22 protein-coding genes are annotated in these 26,104 nt (G+C 60.1%); 9 read left to right on the forward strand and 13 right to left on the reverse strand.

All coding sequences use genetic code 11. The features are described 5' to 3' along the window. Positions 1 to 174: 174 nt before the first annotated feature. Complete coding sequence (uvrA, locus tag ACQ4WY_RS24980; protein WP_436506377.1) at positions 175 to 3,024, reverse strand: excinuclease ABC subunit UvrA; 2,850 nt, start codon at positions 3,022 to 3,024, stop codon at positions 175 to 177. Positions 3,025 to 3,405: 381 nt separating this feature from the next. Here uvrA and ssb point away from each other — a divergent pair, with 381 nt between their 5' ends. Together ssb and ACQ4WY_RS24990 are read left to right on the forward strand one after the other, a co-directional pair. Continuing rightward, positions 3,406 to 3,918, forward strand: coding sequence for a single-stranded DNA-binding protein (gene ssb, locus ACQ4WY_RS24985; RefSeq protein ID WP_436506378.1), 513 nt, complete (start codon positions 3,406 to 3,408; stop codon positions 3,916 to 3,918). Between the two features lie 179 nt (positions 3,919 to 4,097). Next, positions 4,098 to 4,580: a DUF1203 domain-containing protein gene (locus tag ACQ4WY_RS24990; RefSeq protein WP_436506379.1), complete on the forward strand. Its 483-nt coding sequence runs from the start codon at positions 4,098 to 4,100 to the stop codon at positions 4,578 to 4,580. Here the strand turns inward: ACQ4WY_RS24990 and ACQ4WY_RS24995 are convergent. After that, positions 4,577 to 4,993 (reverse strand): hypothetical protein, encoded by a 417-nt coding sequence (locus ACQ4WY_RS24995; protein ID WP_436506380.1) that lies wholly within the window; start codon positions 4,991 to 4,993, stop codon positions 4,577 to 4,579. The genes ACQ4WY_RS24990 and ACQ4WY_RS24995 overlap by 4 nt on opposite strands. Before the next feature lie 297 nt (positions 4,994 to 5,290). On the opposite strand from ACQ4WY_RS24995, the gene ACQ4WY_RS25000 reads away from it, so the two are divergent. Both ACQ4WY_RS25000 and ACQ4WY_RS25005 read left to right on the forward strand, forming a co-directional pair. Next, entirely contained in the window at positions 5,291 to 5,569 is a 279-nt protein-coding gene (locus tag ACQ4WY_RS25000; RefSeq protein WP_436506381.1) for a hypothetical protein, read from the forward strand. 117 nt (positions 5,570 to 5,686) lie between these two features. Further along, positions 5,687 to 6,112, forward strand: a complete 426-nt coding sequence (locus ACQ4WY_RS25005; RefSeq protein WP_436506382.1) for a hypothetical protein — start codon at positions 5,687 to 5,689, stop codon at positions 6,110 to 6,112. Between the two features lie 86 nt (positions 6,113 to 6,198). On the opposite strand, the gene ACQ4WY_RS25010 is transcribed toward ACQ4WY_RS25005, so the two are convergent. Together ACQ4WY_RS25010 and ACQ4WY_RS25015 are read right to left on the reverse strand one after the other, a co-directional pair. Further along, positions 6,199 to 9,780: an ABC transporter permease/M1 family aminopeptidase gene (locus ACQ4WY_RS25010; protein ID WP_436506453.1), complete on the reverse strand. Its 3,582-nt coding sequence runs from the start codon at positions 9,778 to 9,780 to the stop codon at positions 6,199 to 6,201. Between the two features lie 10 nt (positions 9,781 to 9,790). After that, complete coding sequence (locus ACQ4WY_RS25015) at positions 9,791 to 10,702, reverse strand: ABC transporter ATP-binding protein (RefSeq protein WP_436506383.1); 912 nt, start codon at positions 10,700 to 10,702, stop codon at positions 9,791 to 9,793. Between the two features lie 254 nt (positions 10,703 to 10,956). On the opposite strand from ACQ4WY_RS25015, the gene ACQ4WY_RS25020 reads away from it, so the two are divergent. Further along, on the forward strand, positions 10,957 to 11,466 hold the full coding sequence (locus ACQ4WY_RS25020) for a GNAT family N-acetyltransferase (RefSeq protein ID WP_436506384.1): 510 nt from the start codon (positions 10,957 to 10,959) through the stop codon (positions 11,464 to 11,466). A 6-nt stretch (positions 11,467 to 11,472) separates the two neighbouring features. On the opposite strand, the gene ACQ4WY_RS25025 is transcribed toward ACQ4WY_RS25020, so the two are convergent. Beyond that, entirely contained in the window at positions 11,473 to 12,321 is an 849-nt protein-coding gene (locus ACQ4WY_RS25025; protein WP_436506385.1) for a porin family protein, read from the reverse strand. Positions 12,322 to 12,574: 253 nt separating this feature from the next. On the opposite strand from ACQ4WY_RS25025, the gene ACQ4WY_RS25030 reads away from it, so the two are divergent. Next, complete coding sequence (locus ACQ4WY_RS25030; RefSeq protein ID WP_436506386.1) at positions 12,575 to 13,312, forward strand: metallophosphoesterase family protein; 738 nt, start codon at positions 12,575 to 12,577, stop codon at positions 13,310 to 13,312. Here ACQ4WY_RS25030 and ACQ4WY_RS25035 read toward each other — a convergent pair whose 3' ends face one another. The 5 genes from ACQ4WY_RS25035 to ACQ4WY_RS25055 form a co-directional block, all read right to left on the reverse strand. Continuing rightward, the gene (locus tag ACQ4WY_RS25035; RefSeq protein ID WP_152255938.1) at positions 13,313 to 14,656 is read right to left on the reverse strand and encodes a sigma-54-dependent transcriptional regulator; all 1,344 of its coding nucleotides are present in this window, start codon (positions 14,654 to 14,656) and stop codon (positions 13,313 to 13,315) included. Further along, on the reverse strand, positions 14,649 to 15,686 hold the full coding sequence (locus tag ACQ4WY_RS25040; protein ID WP_436506454.1) for a sensor histidine kinase: 1,038 nt from the start codon (positions 15,684 to 15,686) through the stop codon (positions 14,649 to 14,651). The genes ACQ4WY_RS25035 and ACQ4WY_RS25040 overlap by 8 nt, the downstream gene beginning before the upstream one ends. Before the next feature lie 979 nt (positions 15,687 to 16,665). Next, a complete protein-coding gene (locus ACQ4WY_RS25045) occupies positions 16,666 to 17,658 on the reverse strand; it encodes a porin (protein WP_436506388.1) in 993 nt (330 codons plus the stop codon). 108 nt (positions 17,659 to 17,766) lie between these two features. Beyond that, positions 17,767 to 19,080: a dicarboxylate/amino acid:cation symporter gene (locus ACQ4WY_RS25050; protein WP_353659585.1), complete on the reverse strand. Its 1,314-nt coding sequence runs from the start codon at positions 19,078 to 19,080 to the stop codon at positions 17,767 to 17,769. 383 nt (positions 19,081 to 19,463) lie between these two features. Continuing rightward, entirely contained in the window at positions 19,464 to 21,797 is a 2,334-nt protein-coding gene (locus tag ACQ4WY_RS25055; protein ID WP_436506390.1) for a catecholate siderophore receptor Fiu, read from the reverse strand. Between the two features lie 291 nt (positions 21,798 to 22,088). On the opposite strand from ACQ4WY_RS25055, the gene nudC reads away from it, so the two are divergent. Then, positions 22,089 to 22,922: an NAD(+) diphosphatase gene (gene nudC, locus ACQ4WY_RS25060; RefSeq protein WP_436506455.1), complete on the forward strand. Its 834-nt coding sequence runs from the start codon at positions 22,089 to 22,091 to the stop codon at positions 22,920 to 22,922. A 78-nt stretch (positions 22,923 to 23,000) separates the two neighbouring features. Continuing rightward, positions 23,001 to 23,567 carry a GTP cyclohydrolase I FolE gene (gene folE / locus ACQ4WY_RS25065; protein ID WP_290602537.1) on the forward strand — a complete coding sequence of 189 codons (567 nt, stop codon included), beginning with the start codon at positions 23,001 to 23,003 and terminating at the stop codon, positions 23,565 to 23,567. Between the two features lie 46 nt (positions 23,568 to 23,613). Here the strand turns inward: folE and ACQ4WY_RS25070 are convergent, their stop codons facing one another. After that, positions 23,614 to 24,432, reverse strand: coding sequence for an AraC family transcriptional regulator (locus ACQ4WY_RS25070; protein WP_436506456.1), 819 nt, complete (start codon positions 24,430 to 24,432; stop codon positions 23,614 to 23,616). 193 nt (positions 24,433 to 24,625) lie between these two features. Here ACQ4WY_RS25070 and ACQ4WY_RS25075 point away from each other — a divergent pair, with 193 nt between their 5' ends. After that, positions 24,626 to 25,063, forward strand: a complete 438-nt coding sequence (locus ACQ4WY_RS25075; protein WP_436506391.1) for a hypothetical protein — start codon at positions 24,626 to 24,628, stop codon at positions 25,061 to 25,063. On the opposite strand, the gene ACQ4WY_RS25080 is transcribed toward ACQ4WY_RS25075, so the two are convergent. Together ACQ4WY_RS25080 and ACQ4WY_RS25085 are read right to left on the reverse strand one after the other, a co-directional pair. Beyond that, positions 25,057 to 25,422, reverse strand: coding sequence for a hypothetical protein (locus ACQ4WY_RS25080; protein ID WP_219312119.1), 366 nt, complete (start codon positions 25,420 to 25,422; stop codon positions 25,057 to 25,059). The genes ACQ4WY_RS25075 and ACQ4WY_RS25080 overlap by 7 nt on opposite strands. Positions 25,423 to 25,495: 73 nt before the next feature. Beyond that, positions 25,496 to 25,924 carry an EamA family transporter gene (locus tag ACQ4WY_RS25085; protein ID WP_086139382.1) on the reverse strand — a complete coding sequence of 143 codons (429 nt, stop codon included), beginning with the start codon at positions 25,922 to 25,924 and terminating at the stop codon, positions 25,496 to 25,498. Between the last annotated feature and the right edge of the window lie 180 nt (positions 25,925 to 26,104).

The raw sequence follows: 26,104 nt of genomic DNA on the forward strand, positions 1-26,104 counted from the left end.
AAGCGCGCCGCGCAGTAGCTTCTCAGGTGTTGAGAGTTGTAGTGGGGGAGAAACACGCCGGCAAAGACTGGCGTGCTATAAATGACACGCCGGCAATGACTGGGGTGCTATCAAAAAGAGGAACGGCGCGGATTGCATGAGCAATCCGCGCCGTTTTTTATTGTGCTGCCGTCGTTATTGCTTCAGCAGCGGCCCCAGGTACTTGCCTGTCACGCTGGCCGGGTTCAGCGCCACGTCTTCCGGCGTGCCCGTGGCAATGATCTGCCCGCCGCCGGCGCCCCCTTCGGGGCCCAGGTCGACGATCCAGTCGGCCGTCTTGATGACGTCGAGGTTATGCTCGATGATGACGAGGGTGTTGCCCTGGTCGCGCAGGCGGTGGATGACTTTCAGCAGCAAGTCGATATCGTGGAAGTGCAAGCCCGTCGTCGGTTCGTCGAGGATGTACAGGGTGCGCCCCGTGTCGCGCTTGGACAGTTCCAGCGACAGTTTGACGCGCTGCGCCTCGCCGCCGGACAAGGTGGTGGCGCTCTGGCCCAGCTTGATGTAGCCGAGGCCCACGTCGAGCAGGGTTTGCAGCTTGCGCGCGATCAAGGGCACGGGCTTGAAGAATTCATGCGCTTCTTCCACCGTCATGCCCAGCACTTCCGTGATGTTCTTGCCCTTGTAGTGCACTTCCAGAGTTTCGCGGTTGTAGCGCTTGCCGTGGCACACGTCGCACGGTACGTAGACGTCGGGCAAGAAATGCATCTCGACCTTGATCACGCCATCACCCTGGCACGCTTCGCAGCGTCCGCCCTTCACGTTGAACGAGAAGCGCCCTGCGCTGTAACCGCGTTCCTTGGCCGTTGGCACGGTGGAGAACAAATCGCGGATCGGCGTAAACAAGCCTGTGTACGTGGCGGGGTTCGAGCGCGGCGTGCGGCCGATCGGCGCCTGGTCGACGGAAATGACCTTGTCGAAATGCTCCAGGCCGCTGATCGATTCGTGCGGCGCAGGTTCCGTCTGCGAACCGTACAAATGGCGTGACAGGGCCGGATACAGGGTATCGTTGACCAGCGACGATTTGCCCGAGCCGGATACGCCCGTCACGCACGTCATCAAGCCCACTGGCAAGCTCAGCGACACTTTCTTCAGGTTGTTGCCCGTCGCGCCAGTAATGAGCAGCTGCTTTTCCGGATTGCTGGCGTGGCGCTTGGCGGGCACGGCGATCTTCAGCTTGCCGTTCAGGTATTGCGCCGTCAGCGATTTCTTGTTCTTGAGAATATCTTGCAAAGTGCCTTCGGCGATGATCTCGCCGCCGTGCACGCCCGCGCCGATGCCCATGTCGACGATGTAGTCGGCCGTGCGGATGGCGTCTTCATCATGCTCGACCACCAGTACGCTGTTGCCGATGTCGCGCAAGTGTTTTAACGTTTCGATCAAACGGTCATTATCGCGCTGGTGCAAGCCGATCGACGGTTCATCGAGCACATACATGACGCCCGTCAAACCGGAGCCGATTTGCGACGCCAGGCGGATGCGTTGTGCTTCCCCGCCCGAGAGCGTGTCGGCGCTACGGTCCAGCGACAGGTAGTCGAGGCCCACGTTGTTGAGGAATTTCAGGCGCGAAATGATTTCCTTGACGACGCGGTCGGCGATCTCTTTCTTGGCGCCCGTCAGCTTCAGTTTTTCAAAGAATTCCAGCGTCTCGCGCAGCGGTTTTCCCGCCACTTCATAGATGGCGCGCTGCTGCTTGCCCGTGCCGACCTTGACGAAGCGCGCTTCGACGCGCAGGCGCGCGCCATCGCATGATGGACAGCATTTTTCATTGATGAACTTGGCCAGTTCTTCCTTGACGGCCATCGAATCCGTTTCGCGGTAGCGGCGCTGCAGATTGTTGACCACGCCTTCGAACGTGTGTTCCTTGATGACGGTGCGGCCCCGTTCGTTGACATAGGTAAACGGAATCACTTGCTTGCCGGAACCGTACAGCACGGCCTGCTGTGAATTCAAGTCCAGTTGCTCGAACGGCATGTCCAGGTCGAACTCGTAATACGCGGCCAGGTTCGACAGCATCTGGAAGTAAAACTGGTTGCGGCGGTCCCAGCCCTTGACGGCGCCCGACGCGAGCGACAGGTTCGGGAACGCGACGATGCGTTTCGGGTCAAAGAATTCAATATGTCCCAGGCCGTCGCATTCGGGGCAGGCGCCCATGGGGTTGTTGAACGAGAACAAACGCGGTTCCAGTTCCTGCAGGGAATAGCCACACACATTGCAGGCGAACTTGTTGGAGTACACGTGCTCCTGGGCGGTATCCATTTCATAGGCAATGGCGCGGCCGTCGGCCAGGCGCAGGGCGGTCTCGAAACTTTCCGCCAGGCGTTGCTTGATCTCCTGGTTTACCTTGACCCTGTCGATGACGACGTCGATCGTGTGTTTTTCCGTTTTCTTTAATTTCGGGAGGTCATCGACTTCATAGATTTTGGCCGCATGCGTGCCGCTCTGCACGCGGAAACGCACGAAGCCTTGCGCCTGCATCTGCTCGAACAGGTCCACGTGTTCGCCCTTGCGGTTGGCGACGACGGGCGCGAGTATCATCAGCTTGGTGTCTTCCGGCATGGCCAGCACGGCATCGACCATTTGCGACACGGACTGGGCGGCCAGCGCGTTTTCCGGGTGGTCAGGGCAGTAAGGCGTGCCCACGCGCGCATACAGCAGGCGCAAATAATCGTGGATTTCCGTCACGGTGCCCACCGTCGAGCGCGGGTTGTGCGACGTTGCCTTCTGTTCGATGGAGATGGCAGGGGATAGGCCCTCGATCAGGTCGACGTCGGGCTTTTCCATCAATTGCAGGAATTGGCGCGCATAGGCCGACAGCGACTCGACATAGCGGCGCTGGCCTTCCGCGTACAAGGTGTCGAAAGCCAGCGAAGACTTGCCGGAGCCGGACAAGCCGGTAATCACGATCAGCTTATTGCGCGGCAAATCGAGATTGATATTCTTGAGGTTATGCGTGCGAGCGCCGCGAATGCGGATCTGTTCCATGTGATTGCCTTGCTTTCAGTGAGTGGTGCGGCCGGCGCATTGTGCCTGGGTGCGGATGAGGAGCCACAACGGGTCAACCTGTTACTATAGCCGGGTTTTGCTCTGCATGCCTGAGGCAGCCACGGGCGGATTGCGCCGCCAGGCGAACGTGCCCCGACAAAGTTTGATACAGATGCGTACTGACGTTTAAACACTGTATATAATACCAGTATTCAAGTTTCTTGTTTTCCCCTGCCGTGAAAAAAACGTGCTGCCGCACGGGAGATGGCGTCCGCCAGAAAGCGGGTGCTTTGCGCCGCGTGGTCGCTTATAATCCTCGTTTAGTACACTAAACTAACGCGCGGGACACCGGCTCCCGCTGCAGTTCATCAGGAGTTATTCATGGCATCAGTCAACAAAGTCATCATCGTCGGCAATCTGGGCCGTGACCCGGAAATCCGCTACATGCCTAGCGGCGACGCGATCGCCAACATCGCCGTGGCCACTTCGTACAAATCGAAGGACCGCAACACGGGCGAACAAAAAGAATTGACAGAGTGGCACCGTATCTCGTTCTTCGGCCGCCTGGCGGAAATCGTCGGCCAATATCTGAAAAAAGGCTCGTCCGTCTACGTCGAAGGCCGTCTGCAAACCCGTAAATACACGGACAAGGACGGCGTCGAGAAGTACGCAACCGACATCATCGCGGAACAGATGCAAATGCTGGGCGGTCGCTCCGGCATGGGCGGCGACGCCGGTGGTGGCGATGACAGCTACGGCGGCGGTGGTGGCGGCTACGACGCTCCGGCCCCGCGTCAGGCACCGGCTCCGCGCCCAGCTCCGGCACCAACCCCACGCCCGGCACCGAAGCCAGCACCGAACTTCTCGGATATGGACGACGACATTCCGTTCTAATGGGCACTTTTCTTAATTCGTAAACAAAAGGCCTGCTTCATTCGTGAAGCAGGCTTTTTTTGTAGGCACGGGCTGTAGACGGCAATCCGGGGCGCATAGTTCCATTCCACAGCAAGAAACGGATGGCGACGCTGTCCGGATGCTGGTCTGATGGTGCTTTGACGACACCGGAGAACAGCATGGATTTTCGCATTACGGGGCTGGCGCCCGAGCCTTTTCTGCCCCTTTTTTCCTTATCCGATGCCGAGTTAACGGCGCTCGGCGTGCGACGCCAGGTGGTCGACCAACATCCCGGATTTCCTGACCGTATAACGCTGGTGGATGCCGAACTGGGCGAGACTGTACTGTTGTTGAACCATGTCTGCCAGCCCGCCATGACGCCCTACCGGGCTTCCCACGCCATTTTTGTCCGCGAGGGCGCTACGCCAGCGTACGATGCCATCAATCAAGTGCCGGAATCGATGCGGCGGCGTTTGTTGTCGCTGCGCGCCTATGCCGCCGACGGCATGATGCTCGATGCCGAGGTGGTGGGCGGCACCGCCGTGGAGGCCATCATTGCACAACTATTCGGCCATGCGGACGTCAGTTATATTCACGTCCATAATGCCAAGCAGGGCTGTTATGCGGCCCGCATCGACCGCGTCGGCAGCTCCCTTGCCTAATCGCGCAAGCCCATCTCCAGGCTATAGTTCGCCACCGCATTCCTGCGCGCCGCATTGCGCATCAAATACACCTGCACCGTGTACTCGCCGTCGGCAGGCAGTTTTGCCTGGTAAGTGTTGCCGCTGGTCGAGCCGATGAACAGGGCTTCATCCTGGCCTTGCTGGCGGATGTTGAAGTAATTCGATGGCTGATTGGTTTTCAGCTTGACGCTGAGGGTCTGTCCCGCCTTGCCTGACAGCGTGTATTCGGCCGTGGCGTAGCCCTTGATCCTGCCTTTGACATTGTGGGCGGATTTGCCTGCCGTCAGCTCCACTGTTTCCTTGTGGACCGGGTCCGCGCTCCAGGCGGGTGTGGTCAGAAAAAGCGCCGCCAACAGCAGGCTGGCGCGGATGGGCAGGTGACGCTGCAGCATATGGAATTCCCCTCGAACGTGGTGCCAGCGCACTCGCCGACGATACAGCCCATCTTACGCGACGCCTCGTGTTTTGCCTGTACCGCAGTGCCATCCCATGGTGCAGATTGCGCTTCTCTTCCTTCCTCAGTTTTGATAAAACAAAATTCGAATATTGTTATGATGTTTTCGCATAAGGAGAATAATTGCTTTGCAATTGCTTATTTCACCAATAAAGTTATTTTGGTGATTGTCTATGCGATGGTATGTTGTTTGCAATGTTTCTTTGAATAAATTTTATCGGGGAGACTTCATTACATGCAATTCACGCATGGGATGAATACGAATCTGATGGAAAACATGCTATTTACCGATATTGTGTTTCCGCAGACGTGGCGCATGGACATTTTCCATGCTGATGTAATTAATGGAGTAAGAATGCAAGTTTTATCGGATATGGAAATTCAGGACATCTCGGGCGGTCGTGCATTTTGTTCGGATAGCATGTCGTCGAGCAAATATACCGCCACGGCAGGGTTCTGGGGCGGTATTGGCGCTGGCGTGATGTATGCCTACAATTCCTATTGTTCGGCATAAGCGGACCGGTAATGGCGGGTTGAATATGCCTGCTTGATTGTTTTTATACTGCTGATCGTAACGTGGCCACCATATGCCGTGAGTATATGGTGGCCATTGATGCGCAGAAAATGTCATTTGGCTCAATTCAAGAAAAACCTTGCAATGCATATAGCTGTCGATTCCTCAGGGGCACAATGGTTGGTTTTGGAACGTATATTCGGAAAGAAAAAGGGTTGGCTGCTTGCATCGCTGGCGGATTTTCAAAAAAGAAAATATCTGTTTCTCTTGTGCGATTTATTTGCCTTGATTTCCATCCTGATCGGACTGGCATGGACTTTGTATCCTGGACGTATTTTTCTGCAATCTTTTCCAATAAGCATAGTGTTGTTGCTACTGGCTGGAAAAGGGCTGCGTTTTAAAACGGCCGTCGTGCTGCCCGTGGCCAGCCGGGAACGATTGGATATCTTTTTAAAACTCCACCTTGGGTTCTTGCTCCTTGCCATGGCGTTATGTCTGGTACAGGTGGGATGTGCGCTGCGGCAGATCTGTTTGCTGGCCTGAAAAACTACCCAATCCGCCGTAAAAACAGGCCGCGCTATCACGGATAGTGCGGCCTGTTTGCATTACATCAAGATTGCATTGAAGTCTTAATTCACACTGACTTCCTTGCGGTTGTCGCGCGAGACCCGGTCGATCATCTTGTTGTACGGATCGACGCCCACGTCGAACGGTTTTTCCTTCACCGTGATCGTCACTACCGGGTCGCTGCCGGACAACACGCGCTTGTCGGTGAACAAGACTTTTTCGTCTTTTTCCCTGGCGCCAGGCGCGCGCGCGAAAATGGCGATTTCCACCGGTTCGTCATAGGCGCGCAGGCTTTCCTTGCCCTTGCCGTCGGACTCCAGCTTGGCCAGGTGCAGCTGCATGGTGACATCCCACTGGCCATCCGGGCGCTTGACGGCCGTCGCTTGCGTCACGCGGTTGTCGTAGAAGACGATTTTCTCGAACAGGTCCGTGATCAGGGCTTGCTTGTCCTGCGGCGCTTCGGCGCGGATGTACGCCAGCAGTTCCGATGATGTAGTGAACGGCGCCTGCTGGTAACCCTTGTCCTGCAGATAGCGTTTCAAGGCACGGTTCAGGGCTACTTCGCCGATTTCGTCACGCAGGCGGTAGAACACCAGGCTGCCCTTGTTGTAGTGGATGTATTGCTGTCCCTCCACGCGCGCCAGTGGCAGTTCCTCGATGGCTTCGCCGCCGCGTCCGCTCAGGTAGCGGTCCAGTTCATAGCGCAGGAAGCGGCGCATCTTGTCGCGGCCGTATTCCTTTTCCATCACCATCAGGGCCGAGTATTGCGCCAAGGACTCCATCAGCATGCTGGCGCCCTGCACGTTGGCGCCGATCACCTGGTGGCCCCACCACTGGTGCGCCATTTCATGCGCGGTGACGTAGAATACGTAGTCGATGTCCTCCTTGTCGCGCAGGTCGGCGATGAAGCCGATGCCTTCCGAATACGGAATCGTGTTGGCAAACGACTGCGCGAAGCTCTGGTAACCAGGGAATTCCAGGATGCGTACCTGCTTGTGCTGGTAGGGCGTGAATTCGGTGGTGTAGTAGTCGAGTGACTTTTTCACGGAAGTGATCATGCGCTGCGTATTGTAGCCGTGCTTTTTATCGAAATAAATTTCGATCGGCAAGCCGCGCCACTCGCCTTTTTTGACTTCCCAGCGCGCCGACAGGTAGGCAAAGAACGGCAGCATCGGCTGGTCCATCTTGTAGCGGTAGTAGCGGCGGCCATCTTTTTCCCAGCTTGCCTGCAGATAGCCTGGCGCCAGGGCGATCTGCTCGCCGCTGGTGGAAACCGTCGTGTCGAAATGGATCCAGTCGGCATCGCCGCCCAGCACCGTGTTGCCATATGCGGAAGAGTCTTCCAGCTTGGCCATGCGCTGCGGTTCGCCCAGGCCCCGCTTGCGGCGCTCATTGCGGTCCGTCAACTCCATTTCCTTGGCATAGCCGAAGTGCGGGAAAAAGGCCTGGTTGTTGAAGAAGCTGCCGTTCAGGTTGACCTGGTCCGGTGTACCGCTGTTGCTAAAGCCCTGATGCGTGACGGCCACCGTGAAGTCCAGCGGCAGAGTGGCACCGGGCGCCAGGGGCTGGGCCAGCTTGAGGATGCTGAAGCCGAGATCCTTGTCGTCCAGTTCGACCTTGTGCGCCGGCAAGTTCAGCCAGGTTGTCTTGAGCTGCGGGTCGAGCTGGATGCGCAGGTGATCGAGTGGCTGCGCTGTCTTGTTTTGCAGCACGTAGTGGCCCTTGATCAACACTTTACGTTGCTCAGGATAAATATCCACATCGGCCTGGACATCCGTGATCTTCGGCTGCGGCAAGTCTTTGTATTGTTTGTACAATTTCTCGTAGCGGGCCTGCTTGTCCATACCAATGTTCGACGGTTCGTACTTGTTCAGCACGTTCGTGTTGTAGAAGATCCAGCCGCCTGTGCCAGCCCAGCACAGCAATACAGCAGCCAGCGCGGCGCCAGCGCTGCCGCCCAGGCGCTGGCGGGCCATGCCCACGCGCGTCCGCCAGCCGGTCGACAGGCCGCGTACCCAGAACGCCTGCGCCAGCATGACCAGCGCCACGGTAAACAGGCTCCAGTACAGCGCAAACCAGGCCCAGCCCGTCAAGAAGTGGCCGTAGCCATTCATGTCCGAGTACTTGATGGCCGGCGTGCCGCCGAAGGCGTACAGATTGTGTTCGAAGTGCAGCATGCCCAGCACGGCTTGCGCCACCATCAGCAGGATCACCAGCAGGTAGCCGATGAATTTGTGATTTGACAGCACTTGCAGGGTCAGGGCGCACAAGCCCATCAGAACGAAGAAGAGGGCGCCCAGCAAAGTGCCTTTCAGGTACAGCCCCAGTTCCACGGGCGCGCCGCCCTTGACGAGCTGGAAGCCGATGGCCGTGATGACGCCCGCCAGCAGATAGCCGGCGATGACGCCGATCAGGGCCGTGCATTTGGCCAGCAGGGGGACCCAATCGGGCACGGGCATGGCGTCGCTGACGTCGGCGATTCTGACTTGCCGTTCCTTGAAGATCAGCTCGCCTGCATAGAAGGTGACGATGATGATCAAGAGAAAGCTGAAGCTGTTGCTGATCTGCTGCAACAGCAAATGCGTCATCGGATATACGGCCGTGCCATACATGTTCTTGCCGACATTGGCGGCAGCGATCAGGTTGATCATGCCGAACAGCAGCATGACGAGGAAGGGCAGGCTTTTGAAGACGCCGACGGCGTCGAAGCGCAGGATTTGCCACCACTGGCGCCAGGCTGTCGTGGGGGTGAAGGTGGGCACGCTGCGCGGCAGGTGCAGCGGCGCCGTCATGGCGGGCGCGATAGTTTCGGCCTTGTGCTTGCCGAACAGGCGTTTTCCCGTGCCTGCGCGCTGCGGCTTGAACAGGATGACGGTGGCGGCGAACAGCACCACCGTGACACCCAACCACAGCAAGCGGTTGGCCAGCAGGAAGCCGGAGAACGGCGGCAGGCCCGCGTTCGCTTCGGCGGACGTGAAGTAGCGCGTCATGCGGCCCAGGGCGCGCATGCCGAACGGGTCGAGCAGGACGGCGATCCATTCGTTGTTGATGTCGCGCGTAAAGGCGCCGGCCGTGCCCCACAGCACGAAAAAGCCCAGCACGCCCACGTAGACGAGCATCATCGAGCGCGTGGTGGCCGCCAGCAGCATCAGCAGGGCGCCGATGAAGAGCAGGTTCGGGATGACCATTACGGCGAAGCTCCACGCATACGCATGCAGCGAGAACGCACCCACGCGCTGCGGATCGACCCAGGGCATGAGGGGGCCGAGCATGGTGCCGAAGGCGATGCAGATGAAGATGACCAGGCAGGCGACAAAGCCGGCGGCGAAGCGGCCGAACAGGTAATCCCAGCGTCGCATGGGTGTGGCGAACAGCATGTCGGCCATGCCCACTTCGCTGTCGCGCAGTACGGCGCCGGCGATGAAGACGGTGATGAGCAACATCGACAGCAGGCTGAACATCGTCAGCAGCTGTGCCACCACGGTCGGTGCATTGCGGTGGATGTTGCCGATGGCGCCACCGATCTGAATCGAATCGCTGCTGCTGGCGCCAAAGGCCAGCAAGGCCAGGATGACGGCAAATACCCACAGCAGCGGCTGTTTCAGCTGATAGCCGAGGTCAAACTTGAAAAATTCCTTCCACATGGCGCGCTCCTCAGGCCAGAACGGCGGCTGCGGCAGGCGCGGCTGCGCCATGGCGGGCAGCGTTGCGCACATGCAGGAAGTACACGTCTTCCAGGTCCGCAGCGATCTGCACGAAGCCGCTGTCGGGCTGGCTGTCGGCATACACATTGATTTGCGGCTTGCCGCCCACCAGGCGCGTCGACAGCACATTGTGCGATTGCTGGTACTGCGCCAGCTCGTCCATGCTGACGCTGCGGCGCCACACCTTGCCGAGCAGGGTGTCGATGGCGGCCTGCGGCTCGCCCTGCACCAGCACCTGGCCCTTGACGATCATGGCCATGCGCGGGCACAGGTCCGTCACGTCGTCGACGATGTGCGTCGACAGGATCACCACCACCTGCTCGCCGATCTTGGCCAGCAGGTTCAGGAAGCGGTTGCGCTCGTCCGGGTCCAGGCCGGCAGTGGGCTCATCGACGATCACCAGGCGCGGTGCGCCCAGCAGCGCCTGGGCGATGCCGAAGCGCTGGCGCATGCCGCCCGAATACGTGCCCAGGTTGCGCTTGCGCGCTTCCCACAGATTGGTTTGCTGCAACAAGGCTTCCACGGCTTCCTTGCGTGGTCCCTTTTCCGTCAATCCTTTGAGCACTGCAAAGTGATTGAGCAGGGTTTCCGCGCTGACCTTCGGGTAGACACCGAAATCCTGCGGCAAATAGCCGAGCTGGTGGCGCAAGCCGGCTTTGTCTTGCAGTACATCGACGCCATCGAAGTGGATGCTGCCGCTATCGGGATCTTGCAAGGTGGCAATGGTACGCATCAGCGAGGACTTGCCTGCACCATTCGGCCCCAGCAAGCCGAACATTCCGTTGGGAATTTCCAGACTGACATGGTTGATGGCCTTGACGCCATTCGCATATGTTTTGTTCAGCTGTTTGATCTTTAGCATGCAGCATTCTCCAGAGCTTGGGTATGAAAGCCGGCAGATGCCTGTCTACCGGTCTGTGGAAGGGGATCACCCTTGTTTTTATCAACCGCGATGGCGGATGTTACTTAAAAACAATAATATATAAGCAACTGGAAGGAAAAAAATGGTTTTGCGACCAAGGGGGGAAATGCCGGGATGAAATGCCGGAGGGCGGGGATGAGTGACGGTGATAAGATCGCGGACTGGATGGACGCCATCGTGCGGGAAAGCTCTTCATGCATGCAATAAACAAAGTCATCGCGTTGCGCGCCATTGCCCCGGGCGAAGAGGCGGCATTGGCGCAGCTGTTCCAGCTGTACTGTTATGACAATTCCGCCTGGAGCGGAGAAAGCGTGCTGGCCGAAGGCCGCTACGACGTGTGCGATGCGGGGCTGGCGTCGTATGTGCATGCAGCCGGCCACACGGCGAGCTGGATCGAGGTTGATGGCGAACTGGCCGGTTTTTTCCTCACGGAGCCCGGCATGGCGGGTGAGCTGGCCGTGCAGGAGTTCAGCGACTTTTTCATCCTGAAGAAATACCGGCGCCGGGGTGTGGCGCTGGAAGTGCTGCGCAGGGTGCTGCTGGACAGCGCGCAGACGTGGCTGGTGGCGACATTTCGCGACGATGCCGCTGCCTGCGCGTTCTGGCGCCACGCGTTTTCGCGATTGCCGTTTGCCAGGGTCGAGGCGTACGACGATCCGGACTTGCCGCAGTTCCAGCTGACGTTGCTGAAACCGGCGGCCTGAGTTCGTTTAGAAGCGCACTTTCACATACGCCGACGGCCCTGTCAGGCGCACGTTCAAGTCTGCATCGCGTTCGCTGTCGCGGTGCAGCTTGATTTTCGAGATGCCGTAATCGGCCACGAAGCCGATGTTCTTGAACGGAAACCATTCCACGCCGATATTGCCGCCGTAGATGTGGCCGTTAATGCGCCCGCCATTTTTCTTGATGCCCGACGCTTCCGCATACATGCGCAAGTCCGGCGTGAAGGCGTGGCGCCAGCCCACTTCCAGCAGCGGCGCAAACGCGTGCTCGCCGACGGAATCGCGTGCCGTGGCCGTTTCGCCATTGACGATGCCGGTGGCCGTGCCGTTCAGACTGGCGTGGTAGTAGGCGGCGCCCAGGCCGATGCCGAGGGTGTCGTTGCCGCTGCCCAGCCACCATTTATAGGCCAGCTTGGCCAGGTCCAGCTTCAGATCGGCATTCGCCGTGGCCGTGCCCGTAACGGGCTGGCCATTGATGATGGTTTCGCCCGTCAGGCTTGGTGTGTAGGATTTGTCGTAGCGGTAGTAGTCGAATGCCAGGCCATGACGGTCGCCGATCAGCAAGTCCGCCTTGACGCGCGGGATGGTCGTGTGGCTTTGCTTCGATTCGGGCGCATCGATGCGGCCAAACTGCGTATCGGCGCCGATATTGATGCGCGGATCGGCGGAAAACGCTCCCACCGAGATGCTGACACGGTCCAGGGTGGGCGATGGCTCGGCCCGCGCCGTGGCGGCCGCCGTGGCAATGCCCAGTACACCCAGCATCATGGCGCCGCGCAAGGCGAGATGCTGCAAACGGGGTGGGGACAGACGGGCGGGGACGGACGTAACAAACATGGGACTACTCCTCGGAAAGATGATGGGTGGGCCGCGACGCTGGGGCGGCCGACAGGTGCAATGCAATGAGGAAATGGTAGCAACTGTTACATTTAGATCACGTAGCCGCACGGCGCAAGTTCCCGTCGGATTTGTCCTACCGTGTTAACAGCTACTTGTACACGCCGGGCCAGTCGGCCAGGCTGGCCAGTACGCCGGCATTGCCTGCAACGGGGGATGCGGGCAGAATGGTGCACACGAGGAGGAGACATCTATGAGAATCGCCGCCATTTCCGATATCCACGGCAACCTGGACGCGCTTGACGCCGTACTGGCCGACATCGCCCGTCGTAAGGTGGACGTGACCGTCAACCTGGGCGATATCGTTTCTGGCCATCTGCAGCCACGCGCCACGGCGGCGCGCCTGATGGGACTCGATCTGCCCACCATCCGCGGCAACCACGAGCGCCAACTGCTGGGCGACCCGGCCCGCATGGGCGTTTCGGACGCGTATGCGCGCGCGCAAATGCTGCCGGAACAACTGGACTGGATCGCGGCGCTGCCCGCCACCATGCGCCTGCGGCATGACGTACTGCTCGTGCATGGCACGCCCGGCAGCGACCTCGTGTATTTTCTCGACAGCGTCGCGCCGCAAGGCAGCCGCGCCGCCACGCTGGAGGAAGTGGCCGAACGCACAGGGACGACGGACGCGGCCTTGATCCTGTGCGGCCACACGCACATGCCGCGCCAGGTGCGCCTGCCCGATGGGCGGCTGATCGTCAACCCGGGCAGCGTGGGCTTGCAAGCCTACGACGACGACCATGGCTATCCGCACGTGATGGAAAACGGCACGCCGCATGCGCGTTATGCCATCGCCGAACAGGGGACCGATGGCGCCTGGACGGCGCAGTTGCACGCGGTGGAATATGACTGGGAAAAGGCGGCCCGGCTGGCGCTGGCGAACGGCCGGCCCGACTGGGTCATGCCGCTGCGCACGGGCCGGGTAGGCTGATTAGCGGAACTCTTCGGCCACCAGGTTGTACTTCTGCATCTTGTGATACAGGGTCTGTTTCGGCAAACCGAGCACGGCGCTCACTTCGCTGACGTTGCCGGAATATGCGCGCAGTTCCTGTTCGATCAGGGCGCGTTCGAAGCCGTTGACTTGTTCTGCCAGCGACAGGGGGCTGGCCTGGCCGCCCGCCAGCAGGCTCGAGGCGCCGCCGGCGATGCCCAGCACGAAGCGGTCGGCGATATTACGCAGTTCGCGCACATTGCCGGGCCAGGAATGGGCCATCAGGTTGCGCATCTGCGCGCTGGAGACCACGGGCGCGGCACGGTTGTAGCGGGCGGCGGCGGCCAGCACGAAATGCTCGAACAGGATGGGAATGTCTTCGCGCCGTTCGCGCAGCGGCGGCAGATGCAGCACGATCAGATTCAAACGATAGTACAGGTCGCTGCGGAATTTCTGTTGCTGCGATAAATCTTCCAGGTCCAGTTTGGCCGCCGCGATGACGCGCACGTCGACGGGCGTGGGCACGTTCGAGCCCAGGCGCTCGATGTAGCGCTCCTGCAGCACGCGCAGCAATTTGACTTGCAGGGACAGCGGCAGGCTTTCGATTTCGTCGAGGAAAAAAGTGCCTTGATCCGCGTGCTCGATCTTGCCCACCTGCCGCTTGGCCGCGCCCGTAAACGCGCCCGGTTCGTGGCCGAAGACTTCGCTTTCAAAGATGCTTTCGGGAATCGCGCCGCAGTTGACGGCGACGAAGTTGTGCTTGCGGCGGTGGCTGAAGTCATGCAGGCAGCGGGCCACCATTTCCTTGCCCGTGCCCGTGTCGCCATAAATCAGCACATCCGCCGGTTCGTCGGCAACGTCGAGGATCAAACGCCGTATGTCGCGCATCGCCACGGAATTGCCCAGCAGGCGCGCTTCGATGCCGCCGCCGTCTTCCAGCTGGCGGCGCAGGCTGTGCACTTCCAGGGTCAGGCGCCGCGTTTCCAGCGCGCGCAGGATGACGTCGACCAGTTGCTCGGATGAATAGGGCTTTTCGATGAAATCATAGGCGCCCGTGCGCATGGCGTGCACGGCCATGGTGATGTCGCCGTGGCCCGTGACGAGGATCACGGGCAGGTTGGCATCGAGCGTCTTGACCGCTTGCAGCAATTCGAGGCCGCTCATGCCGGGCAGGCGCACGTCGCTCACGACGATGCCGGGAAAATCCGGCGTCAGCAGTTTATAGGCCAGCTCGGCCGAATGGAAGGCCAGCACGTCCAGGCCGGCCAGCTGCAGTGCCTGCTCGCTGCCTTCGCGTACGGTGGGATCGTCTTCGACCAGCAAGACCTTCAAGCCGTCAAACATGTTTTTCCTCCTGCGTTGCAATCTGTAGTTCGATGGTGAAGATGGCGCCGCCGCCGGGGGCGTTCTCGGCGCGCAGCACGCCGCCGAACTGGCGCGTGATCTGTTCGGAAATGGCCAGTCCCAGTCCCAGTCCCAGGCCTTGCGGTTTGGTTGTGAAGAACGGTTCGAACAGGTGTTCGCACACTTCCGTCGACAGGCCCGGCCCCGTATCTGCCACATGGATCAGCACGTGCTCGGGCGTGCATTCGACGGACACGCGCAGGCTGCGCACGTCGCTGCCATTCATGGCGTCGAGCGCATTGGCGTACAGGTTCACCAGTACTTGCTCCAGGCGGTTGCTTTCGCACATGGCGAAGATGTCTTCGGGCGGCAGTTGCAGGGTGAAACGCACATTTTCAACCTGCAGGCGGCGTTCGACGAGGAACAGAGCATTGCTGATCGCCGTGGGAATCGAGACGGAGGTCAGGCTGGTGGTCGACTTGCGCGCAAAAATCTTTAATTGGCCCGTAATGGTGCCCATTCTGGCCGCAATTTGCGAGATCTTTGCCAGGTTGCGCCGCGCATCGTCGAGCCGTCCCCGTTCCAGCAGGATGACGGCATTGTCGGACATCGTGCGCAGCGCCGTCAGCGGCTGGTTGAGTTCATGCGTGATGCTGGCCGACATTTGTCCCAGCACGGCCATCTTACCTGCTTGAAACAGTTCGTTTTGCGTGATGTGGAGTTTTTGCTCGGCTTTGCTGCGCACCTCGATTTCCTGGCTCAGGCTTTGCGTCATGGCATTGAGTTCCGAGGTGCGTTCCTCGACCATGGCTTCCAGGTTGTCGTAGGCATGTTGCAGATCTTCGCGGGCACGCAATTTTTGCGCCACGGCCGCGCGGCGCTGGCGCAGGTAAAAGAACAGCAGCATGAAAAAACCCAGCAGCACGCAAGAGAAGGCGGCCGCCGCGCGCGCGCTGGCCTTGGCCTGCGCCAGGTCGGACAGGTAAATAAACGTCCAGCCTTGCGGGGACTTGAGCTTGATTTGCGTCATCACGCTGGAGCTGATCTTCGGGGGCGTGTCGGCGTGTTCCTGCTCGCGCACGCTGATCACGCGGGCCCCATTGCCCAACTGGCGGTCGGAGACAAAGGGGATGGCTGCGAGCTGTTTCGAGTAATACTGGCGCGTGCGGTTGAGTTCTTCGACGATCGCGGGCGACAGCGGCGCCAGGGTCTTGTACTTCCAGTCCGCCATGGAACTGAGGAAGATCACGCCGTGCTCATCGGCCAGCATCACCTTGTCGGCGCCTTGCACCCAGCGTTTTTCCAGGTTTTCCAGGTTCACCTTGACCGTTGCCAGGCCCAGCATGTGGCCATTCTGGTAGATGCCGTGAGCAAAGAAGTAACCGGGTTCCAGCCGCGTCGTGCCGACGCCATAGAAGCGGCCCGGCGTGCCGCGCAGCGCGTCTTGGGCGTAGGGGCGGAATGAGATATTGTCGCCAATAAAGCTGTCGGGCTGCTGCCAGTTGCTGGCGGCCCGCGTGTTGCCGTCGAGGTTGCTGATGAAAATGGTCGACGACTTCGCCTGGGCATTCATTTGCTCGAGGTAGTGGTTGACCGTATCGATCAGCACCGGGTCTTCCGGGTGTTGCAGCAAACGGATCACGTCGCGGTTCAGCTCCAGGGTCTTGGGCAGGAAGTCGTATTTTTCCAGCGCATTTTCCAGGCTGCTGACATATACCTCGAGGCGCTGCGCGCCGCTGGCCTGCAGCTTGCCGATGGCGATGCGTTCGGTCCAGAAATACACGAGCCAGACGGTGGCCAGGCAGGCGGCCAGCACCACGCCCCAGGCCAGCGTTTCGCGGCCCGACCGTTGCGACAGGCGCTGGCGCCAGGAAAGGGAAGGTTTGTTACTGCTATTCATAAAATCAGCTGCCAACTTGCAAGAACCCACAGTATCGCATTTAAGTAATCGCGGAAATAAAAAAGCCGCCGGATGTGCATCCGGCGGCCTGCGCTAACGTGAGCCGCGATTAGAACGTATGACGCATACCTAAGTTGAAACCGCTGTTGCCGGTGCCGTTGTCGGTGGCATTGCCGACGACGAAGGTGGCGCCGTTCTTGTTGCTGATGTGGCCGTAACCGGTGTACAGGTCGCTGCGCTTGGACAGGGCGTAGAACGCGCCGATGGCCCACTGCTGGGCGTCACGGTTCAAATTGCTCTTGTCGTTGTGGCGGATGTACGACGCGACCAGCTTGGTGGCGCCGAACGGGGCGCTGAAGCCAACGAGGATGTCGTTGCTCTTGCTGTCGTCGAGGGCGCGGTTGTCGGCGTAGCCGAAGTTACCTTGCACGACGCCGAAGTCGTAGCGCGTGGCCAGCAGGGTGTTGCGGGTTTGCTGCGTCGCCAGCGCATTTTCCTTGCGGTGGTGCGTCAGGGTCACGTTCAACGGGCCATCGATGTAATGCACGGCGCCGCCCATGCTGCGGTTTTTCGCATTGTCGCCGGCCACTTCGCCAAAGCCATACGCCAGGTCGGCCGACAGCTTGCTCCAGGTCGGCGTGGTGTATTGCACCATGTTATCGACGCGGATATTTGTCACCATCAGGTTCGATGCCGTGCCGGCCAGGCCGATGACGAACGGATCGGCCACGTCGCGCAGGGCCAGGTAATACGGCGAGTACTGGCGGCCCAGGGTGACGGCGCCGGCGCTGCCGGTGAGGCCAACATATGCCTGGCGGCCGAACAGCAGGCCGCCCTGGCCCGAGGTGCCGGTGTCGATATTGAAACCGCTTTCCAGTACGAAGGTTGCGGCCAGGCCGCCGCCCAGGTCTTCCTTGCCTTTGAAGCCGATGCGCGAGCCGGAGGCGACGCCGGAAGCGACGCGGTTCAGGCGGTCGCCGGCAGCATCCTTGTCGAACACCAGGCCGGCGTCAGCCACGCCATAGACGGTGACGCTCGATTGGGCCATGGCGCCAGTGGAGGCTGCGCCGAGGGTCAGCAGGGTAAACAGGACTTTTTTCATGAAAATCTCTCTAATAAGTTGGAATGACTACTGATCGCACTACCTGACTGCTTGTTACTCAACATCAACAACAAATAAATGGCCCGCTTGTGGCGGGCCATGGCGCTATCAGGCTTTGCTAGCGTGATCCGCTTCGCCCCAATGGCTTTCCGTGTTCTGGCTGGCCGCATTGGCCGCGGCTGCTTCTTCCTCGGTGGCCAGGCCACCTTCCCATTTGGCGACGACGGCCGTGGCGACGGCATTGCCGACCGCGTTGGTAGCCGAACGGCCCATGTCGAGGAATTGGTCGACGCCCATCAGCAGCAGCAAGCCCGCTTCCGGAATATTGAACTGGTTCAGGGTAGCGGCAATTACCACCAGCGAGGCGCGCGGTACGCCGGCCATGCCTTTCGAGGTCAGCATCAGCAGCAGCAGCATGGTGATCTGGGTGCCGATCGACAGGTCGATACCATAGGCTTGCGCAATGAACAGCACGGCAAAGGTGCAGTACATCATCGAGCCGTCGAGATTGAACGAGTAGCCCATTGGCAACACAAAACTTGAAATCTTGCGGTCCACGCCGAACTGGTCGAGCGCCGTCAGCAGTTTTGGATAGGCCGCTTCGGAGCTGGCCGTCGAGAATGCCAGCAGGAACGGTTCGCGGATCAGGCCGACGAGCTTGAAAATGCGCGGGCCGATGACCACGAAGCCGGCGCCGATCAGCAGGGTCCACAGGCACAGCAGGCCCACGTAGAAGCCGCCCATGAACTTGGCAAACGTGACCAGCACGCCCAGGCCGTGGGTGGTGATGACGGAGGCCATCGCGGCGAACACGGCCAGTGGGGCCAGGTTCATGATGGTGCCGGTGATGCGCAGCATGACTTGTGCCAGCTGGTCGACGACGGCTGTCAGGGTCTTGCCCGATTCGCCCAGGCCGGCCAGTGCGCCGCCGAAGAAGATCGAGAACACCAGCACTTGCAGGATTTCATTGTTGGCCATGGCCTCGATCGGCGACTTCGGCACCAGGTGCGTGAAGAAATCTTTCAAGGTGAAGGCGGCCGTTTTCAAATTGGTTGAAGCGTGTATGTCCGGCAATGGCAAACCGAGGTTGGTTCCCAGCTGCATCAGGTTCGACAAGACCATGCCCAGCGCCAGCGAGACCAGCGAGGCAACGACGAACCAGCACATGGCTTTCAGGCCGATACGGCCCGCCGTCTTGCCGTCGCCCATGTGGGCAATGCCGACCGTCAGGGTGGAGAACACCAGCAGCGCAATGATCATTTTGATCAGGCGCAGGAAGACGTCGGTGACGATGGAAATATTGCCAGCGATCTGAGCGCTGAGCTTGGCATCAGGGAAGGCGGTGTTGCATCCATAGCCCACGGCAATGCCGAGGATCATGGCAATCAGGATGTACAGGGTTAATGGCCGTTTCTTTTTCATTTTGACTCCTCCGGTGAAACGCCGCTGTGAGCGGATTATTGATAGCGAGCAACTCAAGCTTGGAGTCAATATTTCTCAAAAACAAGCCCTTGCGTGCTAGCGATTATTTGCAGCAAAACCTGTACATAGCAAAGGATATGCCTGAAATGGGAATTTGCGACCTAACTTCTTAAGTTGTTGATTTAAAGTCGCTTTTTTGTTGTCAGGATGTCGCAACTTGGTGTGCTTGCGCGAAATATTGGACGCGGTGGCGCATCGCTGTATGACTTTTCATACGCTAGTCGCGGCGGGCTGGCGCTACCCCAAAAAAGACAAGATTGTCAGGACAATAAAAAAGCCCCTCCGAAGAGGGGCTGAATGTAGCGCAATGCGGGTTCTCAATGTTAGAACTTGATATTTGCCGTCAGGCTGAACGAACGTGGCTGGCCCGGGGTGTAGCGGAAGCCGGACTTGTTGATGGCCGCCACATAGGTCTTGTCGGCCAGGTTGTAGGCGTTCAACTGCAGGTCGAGGTTTTTGTTGACGGTATAAGTCGCCATCGCGTCGAAGACCCAGTAGGCATCCACGCGGGCTGGCGTGCCGACGGCGCCATCGGTGCCGCGCAGCATTTCACCCACGTAACGCGCGCCGCCGCCGATCTTCAGGCCAAACGGCAGGGTGTACGAGGTCCAGCTGGTGAACGCCTGTTTTGGCGTGTAGCTGAGGTTATTGATGCCGCTGGCTGTGACGACCTTGCCCGACTCGACCTTGGTATTCATGCGGGTATAGCCGGCGCTGACCAGCCAGTTCGGCATGATCTCGCCCACCACGCCCAGTTCCAGGCCTTCCACGCGCTTCTTGCCGGTCTGGTAATAAATGGTCGGGATCACAGGATCCTGTTCCACTTCATTCTTGACGGTGGTCTGGTAGACGGCGGCCGAGAACGACAGTTTTTGCTTCAGGAAATCCCACTTGGTGCCGATTTCCTTGGTGATGGTTTCCTGTGGGTCATAGTTCGGGTTTTGCGCGCTGCTGGCGGCGGCGCTCAGGGCGAAGTTGACGCCAGGTGGCGCTTTCGACGTGGCCAGCAAGGCGTACACGCTGCTGTCCGGCGTCGGCTTGTACATGGCCGAGATCTTGCCATTGGCCAAGGTGTCGCTCAGGGTCAAATGGGTGGGAATCGGCGTGCCCACTGGCAATGGCTGTACCGCGGGCGCAGTCACGGCCGTTTGCAAGGTGACGGCGTCATACGTGGTGTTGAAATGGTCGAAACGCACGCCACCGTTGAAGATCCACTTGTCGCCGAACTTGACGGTATCGAAGACATACAGGCTTTGCGTGTTGACTTCGCCTTCGGTGAAGGCGCCGCTACGCACGGGGTTATGGCCGGTGACGGTGTCACGCGGATTCGGCTTGTACAGGTTCGCTGCCGGCAAGGTGCCCAGGCTGGCTGGCACATAGCTGTAGTTGCTCTGTTTTTCGCTGGTGAACTCGGCGCCGGCCACCACGGAGTGCTTCAGCACGCCTGTGTCGAATTGCGCGCTGACCACGGTCTGGTTGGTCAGAATCGTGTTTTCCTGGTCCTTGACGGTGCGCAGCGAGCGCGCCAGGCTCCAAGTCGACGGATCGATCGGGGCCGGTGTCTTCAGGTTGACCATGCTGCCCATGAAGGCCGTCAGCAGGTAGTCCTGCTTGGTCTTGCCGTAGCGCGTGGTGTTCTGGAGCTGCACGTTGGGCGAGAAATCATGGTCGATGCGCAAGGTGCCCATGTCGGCCTTGACCTTGTCGTAGTCCGAGGTAGAACCGTAGAAATTCTTCGGATCGACCTTGGCGGCGCTATTCAGGAAGGTGCGGATGACCGGTTGCTCCTTCGTGGCGACGTCCGGCGTCGAATAGCCTGGCAAGCCGATGGTCGGCACGCCGCCGTCGGGCACGTTGTTTTGATCCACGTGCAGGTAGCTGGCCGTGATGCGCGTTGGCTTGCCGATGCCGAAGGTGACGGTGGGCGCGAAGGCCCAGCGCTTGTTCTTGACTTCATCGCGCGCCGGGTTGCCGCTGTCCTGCGTCATCAGGTTCAGGCGCATTGCCGTGCCCGAGTCGCTGTCGAGGATGCGGTTCCAGTCGGCCGTGGCGCGTTTCTGCTTGCCGCTGCCCGCCGTCAGCAAGGAATTGAATTTGTTTTCCATGGTCGCCGTCTTGCTGACCAGGTTGATCGAACCGGTGGGCGAACCGCGGCCGCTGTCCGTGCCCGCCGGACCCTTCAGCACATCGATCTGTTCGATGTTGAAGACGTCGCGCGAGATGGAGCCCACGTCGCGCACGCCATCGACATAGATGCTGCCGGACGAATCGAAACCGCGCATGTAGACGGCGTCGCCCGTATTCGTGTTGCCGTTTTCACCGAGGAAGAAAGTACCCACGCCAGGCGTGTTGCGCAGCGCGTCCGTCAAGGTCAGCGCGCCTTGCTGTTCGATCAATTCCTTCTTGATCACGACGATGGTTTGCGGCGTGTTGACCAGCTCTTCCGTGTATTTCGGCGACGAGGCTTTTTCGGCCTTGAAATCATTTTCCTTCGAGCCCACGACCTTGATTTCGTTCAGGGTTTGCTGCGATGCCGGGGCGCTTTGGCCGGCCGGGTCGGCCGCCTGGGCGGCGACGGGCAGCAGCATCACGGCCAGGGCGGCGCCGATGTGCTGGTTGAAACGGGTTGGGGCGTGTTTGCGGCTCTTGATTGCCATCTTGCTCTCTCGATAAGGTCAGGTAGTGGTTCCTGGCTGGCTCTGCGCTGCTGTGCTTGGGCACGCGGGCAAGTGGCTGGCGATGGACGGGTTGGCAGACATTGTAATTATTGGACATCAATTCGTAAATGAGAATCGTTATCAGTCTCGTTTACACAACGAAATGCGTGTGCCGCAAAAAAAACACTGTGATGCCGCATGAATGCTTGCTTTGCTGCCCGGCCGCTGCTATGCGCGCAAGCCTCCGGCAGCGGGAGTATGATGAGCAACCTTTACAAATTTCCGCCAAGCATGCTGCAGACTCCCGACGCCTTTGTTCCCCTGATCGACGCGCCTGAACCGGCCCCGGCCGCCGACCAGACGCTCACCTTTGTCTTCCACCGCGGGCGCCTGCTGTTGCGTACGCCGGAACTGCTCTTGCCCACTGCCACCGAGGTGGCCGCGCTCGATATCGACCTGAGCCGCGCGCAGCCCGTAGGCTTGTGGCAAGACCGCTATTGTCAGACCGTCTGGACCGACGAGGAGTTGCCAGTGGGCGCCGGCCTGGCCTGGCACGGCATGCGCTCGCTGTTCCAGGCTGTCGACGATGGCTTCCTGGGCCTGGCCAGCCGCGCCGTGCAACTGGCCGAGTGGGCGCGCACGCACCGCCATTGCGGCGTGTGCGCCTCGCCCATGCAGCGCACGCGCGGCGAACGTTGCTTCACATGCGCCGCCTGCGGCATGCTCGCGTATCCGCGCATTTCACCGGCCATGATGGTACTCATCCGCAAGGGCGACCAGGTGCTGCTGGCCATGCACAAGCACTCGCCATCGCAGCGCTTCAGTCCGTTGGCCGGTTTCCTGGAAGCGGGCGAATCGATCGAGGAAGCCGTGCACCGCGAAGTGATGGAAGAGGTGGGCTTGCGTGTGCACAATCTGCAGTACTTCATGAGCCAGTCCTGGCCCTTTCCCCATTCGCTGATGATCGCGTTTACGGCCGACTACCTCGATGGCGAGATCCGCCTCGACGAGAACGAGATCGCCGAGGCGCGCTGGTTCGGCCCCGGCGATGCATGGCCGGAAGCGAGTTCCAGCGTGTCGATTTCGGCGCTGCTGGTCGGCGCGCACCGTCCGCCAACCGTATAGGTAAAGCGGAGGCAGCTCGGGCAGCTTGCCGCATTTTCTATATACTGGCGGCAATTGAAAATTTTAGGGTGGTTTAGCATGTCTCAAGAAGAATTCTCCGAAAACGACTGGCGCCGGCTGATCAGCAGCTTGGGCGAAGATCCGCAGCGTCCTGGCTTGCTGGAAACGCCGGCGCGCGTGGCCAAGGCGTGGAAGCACTGGACGTCAGGCTATGGCCAGGATCCGGTGGACTTGCTGAAAGCCTTTGAAGATGGCGCGGAACAGTACAACGAGTTGATCGTCGTGCGCGGCATCCCCGTCTACAGCCATTGCGAACACCATCTGGCGCCGTTCTTCGGCAAGGCCACCATCGGCTACGTGCCAAACGGCAAGATCGTCGGCCTGTCGAAACTGACGCGCCTCGTCGATTGCTTCTCCAAGCGCCTGCAAGTGCAGGAACGCATGACGATGCAGATCGCCAATGCCCTGATGGAAGTGCTGGAACCGAAATCGGTGGGCGTGGTCGTGCGCTGCCGCCACCTGTGCATGGAAAGCCGCGGCATCCGTACGCCAGGCGAAGAAACCATCACCTCGGCCATGCTGGGCGAGATGCAGCCGAACCTGGCGCTGCGCACGGAGTTCCTGGCGCTGGCACGCGAAAGCTGATTTTTCAGCGACGATGCATGACGAAGGCGGCATATGCCGCCTTTTTTCATGGTCTTCCGGATTCCCGTTCCGCCAGGTAGCGCGCCGGTGGCTTGCCCACCGCCTTGCGGAACATGGTGACAAAACCACTGGTGTTTTCATAGCCCAGTTCCAGCGCCACCGCTTTCACGCTGTGGCCTCGTGCCAGCCCTTGCAAGGCCAGGATAACGTGCAATTGCCGGCGCCAGCGGCCTACGCTCATGCCCATTTCCTCCAATGACTGCCGGGTCATGCTGCGCTCGCTCATGCCGATGCGCCTGGCCCATTCGGCCAGCGAGCTTTTATCGGCCGGCTGCGCCAGCAGCAGGGCAGCCAGGCGGCGCAGCCGTACATCGCTCGGCATCGGCAGATGCAAGTCTTCCACGGGGGCTGCCGCCAGCTCATCGAGCAGGGTGGCCACCAGGCGTTCCTGCGCGCCATGCAGCGCGGTCAGTGTAGGAAAACCGGCTGCTTTGGCGATGAGTTCGCGCAGCAGCGGCGATACGGCCACGGTACAGCAGACGGCCGGCAAGGCCGGTGCCATGGCCGCCTCGACAAACAGGCAGTAGCACTCGGCCTCGCCCACGCCCTGCGCGGCGTGCATCAGGCCGCCCGGTATCCACACGGCGCACTGGGGCGGCACGATCCACACGCCACTTTCCACCTCACAATGAATCACGCCCCGCGTGGCGTATAGCAACTGCCCCTTGCGGTGCTGGTGCGGCGCTTGCTCCCATTCCTCGCGCACGCTGGCCAGGCCCAGGGCCAACAGGGGACGCAGCACGCCGTCGACGTCGAAATCGATGATGGAGGCGGTGGCGTCCAGGCCGAGCTGGTTGGTGAGCATGCTGGGCAGCAATGGATGGGGCATGGGCGGCGCTTTGGCTGGATTGAATAATATTGTGGCTATTTTATGCAATGACGTCGAGCACCGCTATCGGTATCGTGTCCCTATCCGCAGCCCCGCTTCAACGGCAACCGCCGCCGCCAGTGTTCTGATGAAGGCCAGGAGGAACGGCAACCCCCCGAAGGAGTCTCCCATGCAACTCGATATCACTGATTTTCCCCTCGTCTGGATGCGCCGCGACAGCGCCGCAAGCAGCCCCGACGATGCCTTGTTCGCCCAGTTCGAGGCACTGCTGGCGCGCCAGCAAGCGTTTGTCATTCTCAGCGAAGAAGGCCTGGACGAAGATGGGCATGAGCATCCGCAGGAAGAGCGCAAGCGCGCCGTGCTGTGGATGAAGCGGCACAAGACCGCCCTGCGTGCGTATATCCAGGGCATGGTGCTGGTCGAACCGAGTGCGGCCAAGCGCCTGGCTGGCAAGGCTTTTGCCGTCATGTTCGGCCAGTTCTGGGGCTATCCCCTGCATTTCGGCACCAGTCGCGACGACGCGCTCGACATCGCGCAGCATTTGATCAAGGCGTGGCTGCCGCCGCAACTGCCGTCAGGAAATGGCAGCCAGGCCGCGCATCAGTAGCGATAATCGTTGACGAAATGCTTGGTGAAGTTGTACTTGCTGCCGCCGTCGAGCAAGTCGACCAGGCGTTTCGGCGCCGAGGCCGACATGAAGGCGTCGGCCGCGCCGCCCGTGCTGCGGAACTTCATGCCGGGGCTGAGGATCTGGTTGGCGCCGATTTTCAGGTGCTGGAAGCTTTTCGTCTTTTCATTGTTGAGGATGAAGTGCAATTCCTGCTTGAAGGTCAGGAAGGGGATCTTCAGCCACCAGCCTTCGTCCGTGCCATAGCTGGCGACGCTGGAAAAATGCGTGTTCTTGTCCGTCAGGGTGGGTTTGCCCAGGCGGTCGTTGATGCGTTTCATGGCTTCATTCTTGGTCATGCTGTTCTTTCGTGATTCGATCTATCCGGCGTGCATTCTGACACAGGCGCGCCGCTACGTGCCGTGGAATGCCTTACAGCAGCAAAATCAGCGAACCGAGCACGATCAAGCCGCCGCCGGCCGCCGCCTTCAGGGTGAACGGCTCGCCCAGCACCAGCCAGCCGGCCAGCATCACCAGCGCCACGCTGAGCTTGTCGACGGGCGCCACCAGCGAGACGGGGCCCAGTTGCAATGCGCGGAAATAGCATAGCCACGACAGCCCCGTGGCGACGCCCGAAGCGATCAGGCAGGTCCAGCCCACCCAGTTGCCGCCGCTGGGGCGCTGCCACTCTGCGCGCAGCGAGATGATGGCTGCCGTCACCAGGAGGATGACGCCAGTGCGTATCAAGGTGGCCATATTGCTGTTCAGGTGGGCCACGCCCAACTTGCCCAGGATGGCCGTCAGTGCCGCAAACACGGCCGACAGGATGGCAAAGCCTTGCCAGGTAAACGTGGTTGACATGGAACTCCTTGTGCGGTGGCGAACTGCAATGACTGTAGCGTAAAAGAATGGCGGCCGCTGCCAGCATTTTTATTGCAATGCAACATCAATTCTCTTCAATTGTCGCAACGCATTAACAACACCGGGCAAAAATCATTGCTTCCCGGCATTGTAAATATCGGTCGTTCGAGCGTATGCTGG

Source organism: Janthinobacterium salmonicoloratum (assembly GCF_051380845.1).
In the GTDB taxonomy this organism is placed as follows: domain Bacteria; phylum Pseudomonadota; class Gammaproteobacteria; order Burkholderiales; family Burkholderiaceae_D; genus Janthinobacterium; species Janthinobacterium lividum_F.

What these genes read in the sequence shown, in the direction of transcription:
- uvrA (WP_436506377.1), bottom strand. Translation starts at nt 3,024, where the DNA reads ATGGAACAGATCCGCATTCGCGGCGCTCGCACGCATAACCTCAAGAAT.
- ssb (WP_436506378.1), top strand. Translation starts at nt 3,406, where the DNA reads ATGGCATCAGTCAACAAAGTCATCATCGTCGGCAATCTGGGCCGTGAC.
- ACQ4WY_RS24990 (WP_436506379.1), top strand. Translation starts at nt 4,098, where the DNA reads ATGGATTTTCGCATTACGGGGCTGGCGCCCGAGCCTTTTCTGCCCCTT.
- ACQ4WY_RS24995 (WP_436506380.1), bottom strand. Translation starts at nt 4,993, where the DNA reads ATGCTGCAGCGTCACCTGCCCATCCGCGCCAGCCTGCTGTTGGCGGCG.
- ACQ4WY_RS25000 (WP_436506381.1), top strand. Translation starts at nt 5,291, where the DNA reads ATGCAATTCACGCATGGGATGAATACGAATCTGATGGAAAACATGCTA.
- ACQ4WY_RS25010 (WP_436506453.1), bottom strand. Translation starts at nt 9,780, where the DNA reads ATGTGGAAGGAATTTTTCAAGTTTGACCTCGGCTATCAGCTGAAACAG.
- ACQ4WY_RS25015 (WP_436506383.1), bottom strand. Translation starts at nt 10,702, where the DNA reads ATGCTAAAGATCAAACAGCTGAACAAAACATATGCGAATGGCGTCAAG.
- ACQ4WY_RS25020 (WP_436506384.1), top strand. Translation starts at nt 10,957, where the DNA reads ATGCATGCAATAAACAAAGTCATCGCGTTGCGCGCCATTGCCCCGGGC.
- ACQ4WY_RS25025 (WP_436506385.1), bottom strand. Translation starts at nt 12,321, where the DNA reads ATGTTTGTTACGTCCGTCCCCGCCCGTCTGTCCCCACCCCGTTTGCAG.
- ACQ4WY_RS25030 (WP_436506386.1), top strand. Translation starts at nt 12,575, where the DNA reads ATGAGAATCGCCGCCATTTCCGATATCCACGGCAACCTGGACGCGCTT.
- ACQ4WY_RS25035 (WP_152255938.1), bottom strand. Translation starts at nt 14,656, where the DNA reads ATGTTTGACGGCTTGAAGGTCTTGCTGGTCGAAGACGATCCCACCGTA.
- ACQ4WY_RS25040 (WP_436506454.1), bottom strand. Translation starts at nt 15,686, where the DNA reads ATGACGCAAATCAAGCTCAAGTCCCCGCAAGGCTGGACGTTTATTTAC.
- ACQ4WY_RS25045 (WP_436506388.1), bottom strand. Translation starts at nt 17,658, where the DNA reads ATGAAAAAAGTCCTGTTTACCCTGCTGACCCTCGGCGCAGCCTCCACT.
- ACQ4WY_RS25050 (WP_353659585.1), bottom strand. Translation starts at nt 19,080, where the DNA reads ATGAAAAAGAAACGGCCATTAACCCTGTACATCCTGATTGCCATGATC.
- ACQ4WY_RS25055 (WP_436506390.1), bottom strand. Translation starts at nt 21,797, where the DNA reads ATGGCAATCAAGAGCCGCAAACACGCCCCAACCCGTTTCAACCAGCAC.
- nudC (WP_436506455.1), top strand. Translation starts at nt 22,089, where the DNA reads ATGCTGCAGACTCCCGACGCCTTTGTTCCCCTGATCGACGCGCCTGAA.
- folE (WP_290602537.1), top strand. Translation starts at nt 23,001, where the DNA reads ATGTCTCAAGAAGAATTCTCCGAAAACGACTGGCGCCGGCTGATCAGC.
- ACQ4WY_RS25070 (WP_436506456.1), bottom strand. Translation starts at nt 24,432, where the DNA reads ATGCTCACCAACCAGCTCGGCCTGGACGCCACCGCCTCCATCATCGAT.
- ACQ4WY_RS25075 (WP_436506391.1), top strand. Translation starts at nt 24,626, where the DNA reads ATGCAACTCGATATCACTGATTTTCCCCTCGTCTGGATGCGCCGCGAC.
- ACQ4WY_RS25080 (WP_219312119.1), bottom strand. Translation starts at nt 25,422, where the DNA reads ATGACCAAGAATGAAGCCATGAAACGCATCAACGACCGCCTGGGCAAA.
- ACQ4WY_RS25085 (WP_086139382.1), bottom strand. Translation starts at nt 25,924, where the DNA reads ATGTCAACCACGTTTACCTGGCAAGGCTTTGCCATCCTGTCGGCCGTG.